Origin of the sequence: Streptomyces sp. NPDC051041 (genome assembly GCF_044456065.1) — a bacterium.
GTDB lineage: Bacteria > Actinomycetota > Actinomycetes > Streptomycetales > Streptomycetaceae > Streptomyces > Streptomyces glaucus.
This window is the reverse complement of sequence record NZ_JBITFM010000004.1, coordinates 353651-367102: the sequence shown is the minus strand read 5'-3', so window position 1 is coordinate 367102 and position 13452 is coordinate 353651. Positions and strand designations below refer to the sequence as shown.

The window sequence follows — 13452 nt, the reverse complement described above, 5'->3', positions numbered from 1 at the left end:
CGACCGGGTCGATCGCGCGGTACGCCGGGAACGGGGCGCGGGCGGACGGGCCGCCGGTCGCCGGGGCGGGAAACCGGCGCGCGCAGAACGGCCGGATCCCTCCCCCGCCGAACCCGTTCCGGGTTCCGTCCGTGTCACGGAACCGGGGCCGGGCGGCCCTCCGTTGTTCGAAGCCCTGTGCGAACCAAGCGGTTGATCACTGCTACGCTTCCGCATCTCGCCGGGGTCCCCCCGGAACATCCCCCTGTCATTCACGTGACACGCACAGGTGCCCGTCCGCCGGTTGCCGCACCTGTCGTTGCAAGGAGAGGTCGCCCGTGGGCACAGTCGTCGACGACGCCGCCTCCGTGGAGTTCCATGCCTTCTTCGAGCGCCACTACGCCGAACTGTCCCGGCTCGCCCACCTGCTGACGGGTGAGCCGGACACCGCCGACGACCTGGCGGCGGACGCGCTGCTGGCGCTCTGGCACCGCTGGGACCGGGTCCGCGCGGCCGACCATCCGGCGGCGTACGCGCGCGGAGTCGTCGCCAACCTGGCCCGGACCCGTATCCGCAGCGCGGTGCGCGAGCGCCGGCGGATCACCCTGTTCTGGTCGCAGCGCGAGGAGAAGACCGAGAACCCGGACGTGGCGGGCGTGGTCGACGTCCGGGAGGCGCTGCGCAGGCTGCCGTTCCGCAAGCGGGCCTGCGTGGTGCTGCGGCACGCGTTCGACCTGTCGGAGAAGGACACCGCGCTCGCCCTGGGCATCTCGGTGGGTACCGTGAAGAGTCAGACGTCGAAGGGAATGGCCGAACTGCAGCGGCTGCTCGGCACGCAGAAAGCTACGCAGAAGGTGCATGCCGTCATGGCTCGTACCGGTGAGACCCGGGGAAGGAACCGATGATGCAGCGGGACGTGCACGAGGAGCTGCGCGCCCGGCTGCACGAGGCGGCAGCGGCGCACGAGCCGGACCGGGCGCGCATCCTGGCCCGGGTGGAGCGGGGCATGGCGGGTCGGGCCCGCCCGGACCACCGGGCGACGCGTCCGCCGGTGTTCGGCTGGGTGCGGGTGGTGAGCGCGACGGCCGCGGTGGCGGGCGTGTTCGCGGTCGGCGGCTACGCGGTCGCCTCGGCGGTGAAGGACGAGGCTCCCCCGCAGCGGCAGGTGGCCGTCTCCCCGACGCCCACGCCGTCGCCGGACGCGACGAGCCGCGCCCCCGTGCCGCCGGCGGACCCGGTGCCGTCCACCACGCCGGAGTCCGGCGCGAGCAGCACGGCCCCCTCCCGGTCCGAGACGCCCGCCGCGCCCGCCGCCACCGCGCCGCCGGCCGCCGCCGGCGTGACGGACGGCCCGCTGTGGTCGGACGGCTCGGTGGACCCGCACAGCAACGAGTTCTGGGCGCAGAGCAACGTCACGCTGAAGACGAGCGAGCGACTGACCTCGCTCACCGTCGAGTTGAAGGTGGCGCAGACCGGCGGGGTGTCCTCGACGGGCGCCTGGCGGTCGCTGCCCGAGGACGACTTCACGCTCACGGTCGCCGAGGAGGACGGCTTCCTCGTCTACACCTGGGTGCTCAAGGAGGGCCGTACGGTCCCGGCGGGCGAGTGGGTGTTCGCGGGGCAGTACGACCACGAGCGCGGCGGCCGGGACGCGAAGGACGACAGGTACACCGCGACGGCCGTCGCGGGGTCCGGGCAGCTCTTTGTGGGCGGCGACTTCGCGCCCCGGGACGGCGACGGCGCGGACGACGAGGACTCGTAGAGGATTTTTCCGCGGACGCGGCAACCCTTTCCTCGCGGGCGGCGACCAGGAGACGCAAGTATCCGCTCACCACGCAAGGAATGGGCATGACTGCACGAGCTGAACAGCGGGTCCGCCATCGCCGCCGGGTCACCGGACGACGGGCGGTGATCGCCGGGGCCGCTGCTTTCGGCATCACGGGTGCGGCCATCGTCACCACGACGATGCTCTCCACCGCCGGCGCCGCGACGGCCTGGCCGACCGCCAACGGCAGCAAGGCCGTCAAGTCGACGATCCCGGTGTCCGGCACCTACGACGGCAAGCTGCAGAAGTTCTACGGCTCCGGGGCCCTGGGCGGCGACAGCCAGGACGAGGGCCAGGACCCGATCTTCGAGCTGGCCGACGGCGCCGTGCTGAAGAACGTCATCATCGGCACCCCGGCCGCGGACGGCGTCCACTGCAAGGGCAGCTGCACGCTGCAGAACGTGTGGTGGCTGGACGTCGGCGAGGACGCCGCGAGCTTCAAGGGCAAGTCGTCCTCGGCGACGTACAAGGTGATCGGCGGCGGCGCGAAGAACGCCGACGACAAGGTGCTGCAGTTCAACGGCGCCGGCACGCTGACCGTGACCGGCTTCCAGGTGGAGAACGCCGGCAAGCTGGTCCGCTCCTGCGGCAACTGCTCCACGCAGTACAAGCGCACGATCGTGCTCAGCGACATCGACGTGACCGCGCCGATGAAGTCGATCGTCGGCGTCAACGCCAACTACGGCGACACCGCCACGCTGTCGAAGATCCGCATCCACGGCGACAGCAAGAAGAAGATCAAGACGTGCGTCCGCTACCAGGGCAACAACACCGGCAAGGAGCCCACCGAGCTCGGAACCGGCGCGGACGGCAAGACCTGCAAGTTCTCCAGCTCCGACATCAGCTACGAGTGACGCCGGCCGCCAGCCGGCCACGCGTGGCCGAATGAGCGCCACCACTGGTCGTCCGGCCTGAGAAACCCCCCTTCAGGTCGGCGCGCCGGTCCGAGCCCCCCTCGGACCGGCCACCGCCGGTCGGGCCCCCACCCGGCCGGCATCCCGGTCGCCGGGCCGAGCCCCCTCGGCCCGGCGGCCACCACGCCCCCGCCGGTCGGTGACCGGCGGGGGCGTTCGTCCGTGCGGGCCGGGCCGCGATCGCGCCGGCGTGGCCGGACCGGTGACCGGGAGCGTGGGGGCCGCGCGGGTCGCCGCGGCGGACGAAAGCCGCCGAAAACTTTCGTCCGGCCGTCCCCGGCGCCACCTGTTGACGCCCTGTCCCCCGCCGATGACACTCCGAAGGCCTGCATCGAACAGAAACCCCCATACTCCGACAGGAAGTGTCATGCGCTCCCGCACCGCCCGCACGCTCCTGCTTCCGCTCCTCGCCCTGCCCGCCCTCCTGCTGGGCCTGCTCGCCGCACCGCCCGGCACCGCCCACCCCGGAGCACCCCCCGTGAGACACCCGCAGTACGCCGGCTACCTCTTCGCCTACTTCACCGGCGAGGGCACCGCCGACGGCGAGCAGATCCGCTACGCCCTCAGCCGCGGCAACGACCCGCTGCACTGGCGCGAGCTGAACGCCGGCCGGCCGGTGCTGACCTCCGCCGTCGGCGAGAAGGGCCTGCGCGACCCGTTCGTGATCCGCTCCCCCGAGGGCGACCGGTTCTACCTGATCGCCACCGACCTGAGGATGTACCGCAACAGCAGCGGCAGCTGGGACGAGGTCCAGCGCCACGGCAGCAGGTCGATCATGGTCTGGGAGTCCGCCGACCTGGTCCACTGGACCGACCAGCGCCTGGTGGAGGTGGCCCCGGACAACGCGGGCAACGCCTGGGCGCCGGAGGCCTACTGGGACGAGAGCCTGGGCTCGTACGTCGTCTTCTGGGCGTCGAAGCTGTACGCCGACGACGATCCCGGCCACACCGGGTCGACGTACAACAGGATGCTGTACGCGACCACGAAGGACTTCCGCACCTTCAGCGAGCCCAGGGTCTGGCACGACCCCGGCTACTCGGTGATCGACTCGACGGTGGTCGAGCACCGGGGCACCTACCACCGCTACACCAAGGACGAGCGGGACCCCGGCTCCGCCGGCCCCTGCTCGAAGTTCATCACCGCGGAGAAGTCCACGTCCCTGACCTCCACGGCGTACGACTTCGTCGCCGACTGCATCGGCAGCGGCACCCTGGACCGCGGCGAGGGCCCGACGGTGTTCAAGTCCAACACCGAGGAGAAGTGGTACCTGTTCATCGACGAGTACGGCGGCCGCGGGTACGTCCCGTTCGAGACCACCGACCTCGACTCGGGCCGGTGGACCCCGTCCGCGGACCACCAGCTCCCGGCGAGCCCCCGGCACGGCACGGTGCTCCCGGTGACGCAGCAGGAGTACGACCGGCTGCTGGCCGCCTACCCCGCCACGCCGGCGTCCGTGGTGGACGTGACCGCGAAGGGCCAGAAGGGGTACGCGATCGTCACGGAGTCCGCGTCGAAGGTCGTGCTGCCGATGCGGCCGGACGCGGACCTGGGCGGCCTCGCCCCGAAGCTGTGGGCCGGCGAGGGCGCCACGATCAGTCCCCGCTCCGGGACCCGCCGCGACTTCCGCACGCCGCGGACCTACACCGTGACGGCCGCGGACGGCACGCGGCGCACCTGGACGGTGGAGGCGGTGCGCACCCGCAGCCCCGTCCTGCCCGGCCTCACCGCCGACCCCGACGTGCACCGTTTCGACGGCCGGTACTGGATCTACCCGACGACGGACGGCTTCCGGGGCTGGAGCGGGACGCGGTTCACCGCGTACTCGTCCAAGGACCTGGTGCACTGGGAGGACCACGGCGTCGTCCTCGACCTGGGGCCGGACGTGAGCTGGGCCGACCGGTACGCCTGGGCCCCGGCGATCGCCGAGCGCGACGGCCGGTACTACCTGTACTTCTGCGCCGAGCAGCAGATCGGCGTGGCGGTGGCCGACTCCCCCGCCGGGCCCTTCCGGGACGCGCTCGGCAAGCCCCTGGTCGCCAAGGGCGGGTCCTTCGCCGGCCAGACGATCGACCCGGCGGTCTTCACCGACGACGACGGGCAGGCGTACCTGTACTGGGGCAACGGGCACGCCTACGTGGTCCCGCTGAACGACGACATGGTGTCGTTCGACGCGGCGGCGGTGCGGGACATCACCCCCGGGGACTTCCGCGAGGGCTCCTTCGTGATCAAGCGGAACGGCACGTACTACTTCATGTGGTCCGAGGACGACACCCGCAGCGAGAACTACCACGTGGCGTACGCGACGGGACCGTCCCCGCTGGGCCCGTGGACCGAGCGGGGCACGATCCTGTCCAAGCGCCCCGAGTACGGCATCCTCGGCACCGGCCACCACTCCGTGGTGAACGTCCCCGGCACCGACGACTGGTACGTCGTCTACCACCGGTTCGCCCTGAACGGCCCCGGCCGGCCCGGCGGCGACGGCACGCACCGGGAGACCACCGTCGACCGCCTGGAGTTCGCGGCCGACGGCACGATCGAGCCGGTGGTGCCGACGCTGGAGTCGATCCGCCCGGTGCGGCGGTAGGGCTCACAGGACCTCGTCGAGCCAGGCGAAGACCTCGTCCTGCATACGGCCGGTGAAGGCGTGGCCGAGGTCCGGCCACGCCTTCAGCCGCAGCCGCTCCTCGGCGCGGCGCGAGCGCCACACGGCCCGCATCTTGTCGTACGCGACGCGCACGCCGTCGGCGGGGAACAGCGTGTCCTGCCCGCCGTGGAAGAACAGCATCGGCTTCGGGGCCGCGATGCTCGCCACGTCGGGGATGTCCAGGTGCCGGGCGAGGCCGGGGTGGAGCATGTGGTACGCCGACTGCCCGCGCAGCGTGTTGTTGCCGGGCACCATCATCTCCTTCAGGCCGGTCATCCAGCACACGCTCGCGGCGGCGGCGACGTCGTCGCTGAGCGCGGCGGCCTGCCAGGCGCGGTAGGCGCCCATGGAGAACCCGACGGCCGCGACCCGGCGGGCGTCCACCCGGTCCAGGCCCGCCAGGAAGCCCGCGGCGCGGGCGTCCTCGCGGGCCATGAGCCCGGCGGGCGAGGAGCCGAGGTGGTAGAGGTTGGAGGCCAGGGCCTGCTGCTGGTCGTAGACGAGCGGCCCGCGGTCGCTCCAGCCGAGGGCGTCCAGGCACAGCACCACATGGCCGCGCCGGGCCAGCTCGTCGCCGACGAACCGGCCGTCGAAGTGCCGGTCCGCCCAGGCCTGCGCGGAGGCCAGGCGCGTGTCGTCGTACCAGGGCCGGACGAGCTTCTCCTTCCCGATGTCGAACTTCGCGCCGTGGTCGTGCAGCAGCAGGACCGCGGGGAAGGGTCCGGGGCCGTGCGGGGTGAGCAGGACCCCGCGGACGCGTTCGTAGCGGGTGAGGGAGACGGTGACCAGCTCCCGCCGGTAGCCGTCGCCCTCGGGTCCCTCGGTGTACTCGGGCGCGTACGGCGTCCCGTCCTGCCGGCCGACGAGGAGGTGCTCCTCGACGGTGGCCCGGGCGGCCCGCCGCCACGCCCGGAAGTCGCGGACGGGCGAGGTGCCCCAGGCGAGCGGGAAGGTCAGCTCGTCCTTCAGGGCCTGGTGGAAGTCCGGCAGGTTGCCGCTGATCAGCCCGGCGGCCTCGGCGGCACCGGCGGGCCGCGCCCCCGTCCCGAGGAGGGCCATCGCCGCCGCTCCCGTCACGAAGGTCCGCCGTCCCGGCGCGTCAGCCCTGGACACGGGGCCTCCAGTCGCCGAGGTACGCCTGCCTGGTGTGCGCCGCGGCCTCCTCCTCGGTGAGCTGGGGCCGGTTCTCCGGGACGGTGATCGCGGCGCCCGGGCCGGTGTTGCGGTACTCCCGGAACCGCATGGACTGCCAGGGGTACGCGTCCCGCATGTTCGTGTAGGGCGCGGCCGCGTCGATGCCGGGGCCGAGCCGGGTCTCCCGGACGGTGAGCATCGGGCGGGCGGTCGGGTCGGAGCTGGGCACCCAGGGGCGGGCCAGCTTGTAGAAGCCGTCGGGGGCCTCGCTGCTGACCCGGCTGCGGATCACCAGGTAGCCGCGCGGGTTGGCGCCGGCCGTGGACGGGGCGAAGACGAAGCCGTACGGGGCGGACGCCAGGTCGGTGCGGTCCAGGGTGCGGAAGTGGCAGTGCTCGAAGACGGCGGTGGCCCGGCCGAAGACGAAGTCGACGTCGCCCTCGACGTAGCAGTGCGCGAAGAACTGGCGGGCGAAGACGCCGAGGTCCGGCGAGTCGGCGTACAGCGTGTCCTGGTGGCCGAGGAACCGGCAGTGGGTGAAGGCGCTCCGGTCGCCCTGCGTCTTGAGGGCGACGGCCTGGGTGCCGGTGATGCCGGGGTGGTCGGCGCGCAGCCAGTCGTTGGCGAAGGTGATCCAGCGGGCGGTGAAGCCGTCGGCCTGCGTCGTGACGGTGGCGGAGCCGGACGTGCCGTACGTGCCGCCGCCGGGCTTGGGGGTGCCGGCCGCGTTGTCGTGGACGATCACGACATCGCGGGGGTCCTCCGAGGCGCCGATCCAGGTGGTGTCCGTGCGGGTGGCGTCGACGGTGACCGTCTCCCGGTAGGTGCCCGGTGCGACGACCAGGGTCCAGCCGCTGCCGGCGGCCGCGGCGACGGCGGCCCCGACGGTGGTGAAGTCGCCGCGGCCGTGCGGGTCGACGTACAGGGTCTTCGGGTCGCGGCGGGCGGCCGGTGAGCCGTACCGGCCGAACGGGCGCCGCCCGCCGCCGGCCCGTGCGGGGCCGGACGCCGCGCCGAGCGCCACGGCCGCGCCGGCGCCGGCCAGGAGCAGGTTGCGTCGGGACAGGGGGAGAGGGGGATGCGAGGGCATGGGGCTGTTCCTTCGCGGTGCGGGTCGGAGGGCGCGGGCCGGGGCGCGGTGGCCCCGGCCCGTCCGTCGGAGCAGGTGCGGACGGGGCGCGGCGGTCCCGGCCCGTCCGGGTGCGGGGGCGGGCCGGGCGGTCCGGGTCCGCCGGGTGCGGGGGCGCGGGACGGGTGCGGCCCCGCCGTCCCTTGGAGGCTGCGCCGGCGGGGCGCGGTGGCCCCGCCCGCGCCGGCGGGAGGGGTCAGCGCAGGCGGCCGGCGCCCGCGCCCCGGTCGACGATCGCGGGGACCGCCCTGGCCGGGTGGACCTGGGCGCGCAGGACCGGCGTCCAGCCCGCGCCCGACTGGAGGGTCTCGCCGGGGATCTCCGCGTTGTGCACGGCGATCAGGTCGACGGGCCGGCCGTTGACGACGTTGTGGGCGGCGGTGACCGGCGCCTCGTTCCACTTCTTCAGCACCTTCGCCGGGCTGATCCCGGCCGGCAGCGTGAAGGCGTTGTGCTCGGCGACGAGCTGGGACTCCTTGCCGATGCCGAAGCTGTAGGAGTAGGTCCCGTCGGCCACGACGTGGTTGTTGTACGCGTCGACCTGCCCGAAGCGGACCCGGGGCGTGCGCTCGACCAGCCTGGCGAACAGGTTGTGGTGGAGGGTGACCTTCAGGCGCCCCCGGTCGCCCGCGGCGGTGGACTCGCTGTCGCTGTTGCCGATCAGGATCGTCTTGTCGTGCTCGGTGAAGACGTTCCAGGAGGCGGTGACGTAGTCGGAGCCCCGCACGACGTCCAGCTGGCCGTCGTGCTGCTGGTAGAGCATGCCGAAGTAGGCGGGCGCCGCGCTGTCGGGGTGGCTGCCGTCGGTGAAGGTGTTGTGGTCCAGCCACACGTGGGTGGAGCCGTGGACGACGGCGGTGTCGTACTCGGAGTTCCAGTTGCCCTTCGAGCCGTCGGTGGGATCCCACTGCGGGAAGCAGTCGACGGGGCTCTCCAGGGTCAGGTTGCGGACGATGACGTTGTCCACGCCCCTGATCTGCAGGCTGGCGCCCTTGAACCCGGCGTTGCGGCCCACCCCGATGATGGTGGTGTTGGACGGGACGGTGGCCTTGATGGCCTTGTCCTGGTTGGCGGCGGAGGCGCGGCGCAGCCCTTCGGGGCTGTCGGCGGGCTCGGCGGAGAGGTCCTGCTCCAGGCCCCACTTCTCGGGCGCGTACTTGTCCAGGTAGGCGGCGAAGTCGTACCCGGGCGCGGCGAAGGCCTCGCAGCCCTCGGCGACCGCGTCGATGGTGCCCTTCACCTTGATGATCTTCGGGGCGTCGCCGCCCGCGGCGAGCGCGGCCTTGAACTGGGCCCAGGTGGTGACGGTGTACACGTGCTCGGCGTCGGCCGCGGCACCGCCCGTGGTGCCGGTGCCGTGGGCGGCCCAGCCGTCGTTCGCGCCCAGGGTCTGGCGGGCCGGGTCGCGGTGCCCGGCCTGCGCGGCGGGACCGGCCAGCGACAGCACGAGCGCCGTGCAGCCGGCCAGCACGGCACCTCTTCTTATGGCATGCCCATGCCGCTTCTGTGTGTTCATCGTGCGGCTCTCTCCTCTGTGGGACGGGGTGGGTTACGCGCCGGCCTCCGGCCAGGTGATCCAGGACTCGGGGATCTCCTCGTCCAGCCGGCGCACGTCGCGCGGGGCGAGCACCCGGGTGCGCAGCAGCTCCCGCGCGACCAGTCGCGCCACGGCGATCGCGCCCGGCGGGTTGAAGTGCGTGTTGTCCTGTTCGGCGGCGGTCCAGTTGAAGTACGCCTTGGTCTCCTCCGGCCCCAGCTCCTGCCAGAGCGCGAGCGACAGCGCCTGGACGTCGAGCAGGGCCACCCGCTCCTCCTCGGCGAGCGCCCGCATGGCCGCCGGGTACTCGCCGTGGCTGGGCAGCGCGGTGCCGTCCGCGTCGAACCTGCGGCGCTCGACGGGGGTGGCCAGCACGGGGCGGGCCCCGCGGGCCCGGGCGCCGTCGACGTACTGCCGCAGGTACTGCTGGTACGTCGTCCAGGGCTCGGTGTACCGGGCCGGATCGTTCGCCTTCTCGTCGTTGTGCGCGAACTGGATCAGCAGGAAGTCACCGGGCCGGATCACCGACAGGACGGCGTCCAGCCGCCCCTCGTCGACGAAGCTCTTGGAACTGCGCCCGTTGACCGCGTGGTTGGCGACCGGACGGTCGCGGTGCAGGAAGAAGGGCAGGGCCATGCCCCACCCGGTCTCGGGGGCGGCGTCGGCGTACTTCTGCGCGGCGGTGGAGTCACCGGCGATGTGGAGGGTCCGCCGGCCGGGGGCGGCCTGCGCGGCACCGGTGGCGGCCAGGGTCAGGGGAACGGCGGCGAGTGCCGCCGAGGTGACCTGCCTGCGGCTGAGCGACACGGGTTGTTCACCTTTCCGCTGAGGGAACCCCCGCGCCCCGAGAGGGCGCGGGGCTGTCTCGACGTCCGTCAGCCGTTCTGCTGCTTCCACTCGGCCTGGGCCTCGTTCAGCTGCTCGGCCAGCGTGTCCAGGAACTCCTTCGCGCTCAGCTTCCCGAGCAGCACCTTCTGGAAGTTCGGCTCGTTGTCGGCCTTGGAGATGGTGTTCCAGTCCGGCAGGTAGTACGGCAGCTGCACGATCGTCGTGGACCCGTCCGACAGGGCCTCGGCGGCCAGCTTCGTCGGCTCCGCCTCGGAGACCCACGCGTCCTGCGCGGCCCGGGTGTTGGCCGGCACCTGCCCCGCCGACTTGTTGAACTTCGAGTTCTCCTCGTGCGAGAGGGCGAACTCGATGAACTTCCAGGCGGCCTCCTTGTTCTTGGAGCTCTTGAACAGCCCCAGGCCGTCCACGGGGTTGGACACCTGCACGCGCTTCCCGGAGGGGCCGGTCGGCTGCGGGATGCCCCGGAACTTCTCCGGCCCCAGCGCCTTCACGTGGTCCTGGTAGGAGCCCAGGTTGTGGTTGAGCATCCCGATCGTGCCGGAGTCCCACTGGGCGACCATCTTGGTGAAGTCGTTGTTGAGGTCGGCGGCCGGCGTGTACTTCTTGTACAGCCCGGCGTACTTCTCCAGCGCCTCGACGTTCTTCGGGTCGTTGACGGTGGTCTTCTCGCCGCTCTCGTCCCAGAAGGACGTGATGCCGGACTGCCCGTACATGGCGTCGAACGCCTGGGCGATCGAGCCCGCGCCGCCGCGGATGGTGTACCCGAACTGGTTCCTGCCCTTGTCGGTGAGCTTCTCGGCGGCCTCGAAGAACGCGTCCCAGCTCGCCGGCGCCTCCAGGCCCGCCTTGTCGAACAGGTCGGTGCGGTAGTACAGCACGCCGTTGTTGGCGGAGGTCGGGACCGAGTACAGCGTGCCGTCGCCGCCGCCGGCGGCCTTCATCGACTCCACCATGTCCTTGTTGAGCTCGCCGCTCAGCGGCGACTTGGCGAGCCGGTCGTCCAGCGGCTCCAGCGCGTTCTGCGCGGCGAACCCGGCGAGCATCGCCGCGCCGACGCCGCCGACGTCCGGCAGGCCGCCGCCCTGGATGGCGGTGTCGACCTTGGACTGGTACTCGGTGGCGGCGATCCCGACGTACTCGACGTCGATGTCCGGGTTGGCCTTCTCGAAGTCGGCGATGATCTCCTTCCAGATGTCGGTGCGCACACCGCCGTTGTTGTCCCAGAAGACGATCTCGCCCTTGCCGCTGCCCTCGGCGCCCTCGTCGCCGCCCGCCCCGCTGCCGTCGTCGCCGCAGGCGGTGACGGTCAGCGCGAGCACGGCCCCCAGGGCGACGGCGGCCGGCATCCGGCGCCTTCCTGTGCTGCTGGTGCGAATGCTGATCTTCATTGGTCGGCTCTCTCTTCCAAATCCAGCAAAGGTGTGAGGTGGGGGGATCAGGGGCGGGTGTGGGGCGCCCAGTCGTCCGTGCCCTCGAGGTAGGCGGCGACGGTGTACGCCCGTGCCGCGTCCTCGCCCAGTTGCGGCCGGTCCGCGGTGACGGCCGCGCCCGGTCCGTGGTTGCGGTACTCGGCGAACCGCGCGTCCCGCCACGAGAAGCCGCTCATGTCGGTCCACGGCGAGGACTTGATCGCGGCCGGCAGCTCGGTGTCCCGGATCAGCACCTGGGCGACCGCGTCGGGTTCGCCGCCCGGGTGCCAGGGCCGCCCGAGGTGGAAGGTCCCGGCGGGGGCGTCGCTGACGATCCTCGACCCGGTGATCAGGAACCCGTACGGGTTACCCGTCCAGGTCGAGGCGGCGGTGACGTAGCCGTTGTTCGTGGCCGAACCCCGGCTGAGCGCGCGGATGACCGAGTGCTCGATCACCGTCGTCGCCCGTCCGTAGATGAAGTCGACGTCGCCCTCGATGTACGAGTCGCGGATGTAGACCCTGCTGACGGTGGTCAGCTTCGGGCTGTCGGTCATCAGGGTGTCCTGGTTGCCCAGGAAGGCGGTGTCCTCGAAGACGATCCGGTCGCCGGTCGTCTTCATCGCCAGCGCCTGCTCGCCGTCGAGGTCGTGCGCGGCCTCGTCGAAGTCGTTGCTGAAGGTCAGGCGGCGCGCGGTGACGTCGTCCGCGGCGATCCGCACGGTCGCGCTCCCGGTGGAGCCGCCGTACGCGGCGGGCGTGTCGTAGACGATGACGGTGTCGGACCGGTCCTGTCCAGTCCCCTGCAGCACGATCTTCGGCTTGGCGGCGGGGACGACCACCTTCTCGCGGTACGTGCCCGGCGCGATCGCGATCGTCACCGGCACGTCGTTGCCGTCGGGCACGGCGTCCACGGCGGCCTGCACGGTCGGGTGGTCGGCCGGGACGCGCAGCGTCACCGAGTCGCCGATGCGCCGCTGCGGGCCCGAGAACCGCTTCACCAGCGCCGGCACGGCGGCCGCCGGGTCCAGCCGGTAGGCGTAGAACGCCCGCGGGTCGAAGGCCTCGCCCCGCTCGTCGTGCCGTCCGGTGGTGTTGCGCAGGACCGAACCGCGCTGCACCAGCTCGGCGGTGGCGTCGGCCTGGTAGGGGTGCTGCACACGGTCGTAGAAGCTGTTCTCGATGACCATCCGGGTCCGGCCGCGCGACCAGTTCCCGTAGGTCCACACGGGGTCGCCGGGGTCCGCCTGCGCGCTCAGGTAGTTGTTGTACAGGTGCGCGTAGGCGGCGTTGTCGACCGAGGGGTTGCGCTGCTTGGTGTTGCGGAACCAGTTGTGGTCGACGGTGATCTGCGTCCTGACGTTCGTCGTCCAGCCCAGCCCGAACGTCTTGTTGTTGTTCTCGAACCGGTTGTAGGAGACGGTCACGTACTCGCTGTCCTTGCGGATGTCGAGCTGCCCGTCGCAGATGCGCGAGAAGCGGTTGTGGTCGATCCAGACGTGGTGGACGGTGTCCATCTGGATGCCGTCGAAGTCGGTCTCCTTGCAGTCCCAGTCGCCCTCGACCGCCGAGTCGCGGATCGTCATGTTGCGGATGATCACGTTGTGCGTGCCGGGGGCGAGGCGGAACTCGCCCCGCACCAGTTCACCGCTGGTGCCGACCCCGACGATCGTCTTGTCCGAGGCGACCTCGATGCCCGCGCCGAACGGCTCGACGGTGATCGCGCCCCGCACCCGGATGACGTACGGTTCGGGCGCCGCCGCGTACTCGGCCAGCGCGGCCTGGTCGGTGACGGTGACGACCCGGCCGCCCGCGCCGCCGGTGGTGCCGCCGGCGAGGGAGGCGAAGCCGTGCGGCCGGTCGCTCCAGCGGGACGCGTCCGGCGCGGGCCGCTCGGCGGGGGCGGCCCGCGCCTGGCCGACCGCGCCCAGGCCCAGCGCGGCGACGAGGCCGATCACGGCGGCCACGACCGTGCCGGGTCTGCCGTGCCCCGGTCTCGGCAAGCGCTTGCCACGGAAGTGCGTCATTGCGGCTC

At 72.3% G+C, this 13452-nt stretch carries 10 protein-coding genes; 4 read left to right on the top strand and 6 right to left on the bottom strand.

Annotated features, from left to right (window positions below):
• Window positions 1-317 precede the first annotated feature (317 nt).
• The 4 genes from ACIBAI_RS10285 to ACIBAI_RS10270 all read left to right on the top strand — a co-directional run bounded on the left by ACIBAI_RS10285 (window position 318) and on the right by ACIBAI_RS10270 (window position 5302).
• The gene (locus ACIBAI_RS10285) at window positions 318-884 is read left to right on the top strand and encodes a SigE family RNA polymerase sigma factor (RefSeq protein ID WP_399032762.1); all 567 of its coding nucleotides are present in this window, start codon (window positions 318-320) and stop codon (window positions 882-884) included.
• Complete coding sequence (locus ACIBAI_RS10280) at window positions 881-1741, top strand: hypothetical protein (protein WP_399032760.1); 861 nt, start codon at window positions 881-883, stop codon at window positions 1739-1741. Before ACIBAI_RS10285 ends, ACIBAI_RS10280 begins: the two co-directional genes overlap by 4 nt.
• Before the next feature lie 86 nt (window positions 1742-1827).
• Window positions 1828-2658 (top strand): pectate lyase, encoded by an 831-nt coding sequence (locus ACIBAI_RS10275; RefSeq protein ID WP_399032758.1) that lies wholly within the window; start codon window positions 1828-1830, stop codon window positions 2656-2658.
• A gap of 427 nt (window positions 2659-3085) precedes the next feature.
• On the top strand, window positions 3086-5302 hold the full coding sequence (locus ACIBAI_RS10270) for a family 43 glycosylhydrolase (RefSeq protein WP_399032757.1): 2217 nt from the start codon (window positions 3086-3088) through the stop codon (window positions 5300-5302).
• A gap of 3 nt (window positions 5303-5305) precedes the next feature.
• On the opposite strand, the gene ACIBAI_RS10265 is transcribed toward ACIBAI_RS10270, so the two are convergent.
• The 6 genes from ACIBAI_RS10265 to ACIBAI_RS10240 form a co-directional block, all read right to left on the bottom strand.
• On the bottom strand, window positions 5306-6421 hold the full coding sequence (locus tag ACIBAI_RS10265) for a dienelactone hydrolase family protein (protein WP_399032901.1): 1116 nt from the start codon (window positions 6419-6421) through the stop codon (window positions 5306-5308).
• A 40-nt stretch (window positions 6422-6461) separates the two neighbouring features.
• The gene (locus ACIBAI_RS10260; protein ID WP_399032755.1) at window positions 6462-7586 is read right to left on the bottom strand and encodes a pectinesterase family protein; all 1125 of its coding nucleotides are present in this window, start codon (window positions 7584-7586) and stop codon (window positions 6462-6464) included.
• A gap of 235 nt (window positions 7587-7821) precedes the next feature.
• Window positions 7822-9141, bottom strand: a complete 1320-nt coding sequence (locus tag ACIBAI_RS10255; RefSeq protein ID WP_399032753.1) for a polysaccharide lyase family 1 protein — start codon at window positions 9139-9141, stop codon at window positions 7822-7824.
• Between the two features lie 33 nt (window positions 9142-9174).
• Entirely contained in the window at window positions 9175-9969 is a 795-nt protein-coding gene (locus ACIBAI_RS10250) for a rhamnogalacturonan acetylesterase (RefSeq protein ID WP_399032752.1), read from the bottom strand.
• Window positions 9970-10037: 68 nt separating this feature from the next.
• Complete coding sequence (locus tag ACIBAI_RS10245; protein WP_399032750.1) at window positions 10038-11399, bottom strand: ABC transporter substrate-binding protein; 1362 nt, start codon at window positions 11397-11399, stop codon at window positions 10038-10040.
• Between the two features lie 47 nt (window positions 11400-11446).
• Window positions 11447-13444 carry a pectinesterase family protein gene (locus tag ACIBAI_RS10240; RefSeq protein WP_399032748.1) on the bottom strand — a complete coding sequence of 666 codons (1998 nt, stop codon included), beginning with the start codon at window positions 13442-13444 and terminating at the stop codon, window positions 11447-11449.
• Window positions 13445-13452: the final 8 nt, after the last annotated feature.

Excerpts from the sequence above, each read along its gene's own strand:
- ACIBAI_RS10255 (WP_399032753.1), bottom strand. The coding sequence starts at position 9,141 with ATGAACACACAGAAGCGGCATGGGCATGCCATAAGAAGAGGTGCCGTG.
- ACIBAI_RS10270 (WP_399032757.1), top strand. The coding sequence starts at position 3,086 with ATGCGCTCCCGCACCGCCCGCACGCTCCTGCTTCCGCTCCTCGCCCTG.
- ACIBAI_RS10245 (WP_399032750.1), bottom strand. The coding sequence starts at position 11,399 with ATGAAGATCAGCATTCGCACCAGCAGCACAGGAAGGCGCCGGATGCCG.
- ACIBAI_RS10275 (WP_399032758.1), top strand. The coding sequence starts at position 1,828 with ATGACTGCACGAGCTGAACAGCGGGTCCGCCATCGCCGCCGGGTCACC.
- ACIBAI_RS10260 (WP_399032755.1), bottom strand. The coding sequence starts at position 7,586 with ATGCCCTCGCATCCCCCTCTCCCCCTGTCCCGACGCAACCTGCTCCTG.
- ACIBAI_RS10240 (WP_399032748.1), bottom strand. The coding sequence starts at position 13,444 with ATGACGCACTTCCGTGGCAAGCGCTTGCCGAGACCGGGGCACGGCAGA.
- ACIBAI_RS10280 (WP_399032760.1), top strand. The coding sequence starts at position 881 with ATGATGCAGCGGGACGTGCACGAGGAGCTGCGCGCCCGGCTGCACGAG.
- ACIBAI_RS10265 (WP_399032901.1), bottom strand. The coding sequence starts at position 6,421 with ATGGCCCTCCTCGGGACGGGGGCGCGGCCCGCCGGTGCCGCCGAGGCC.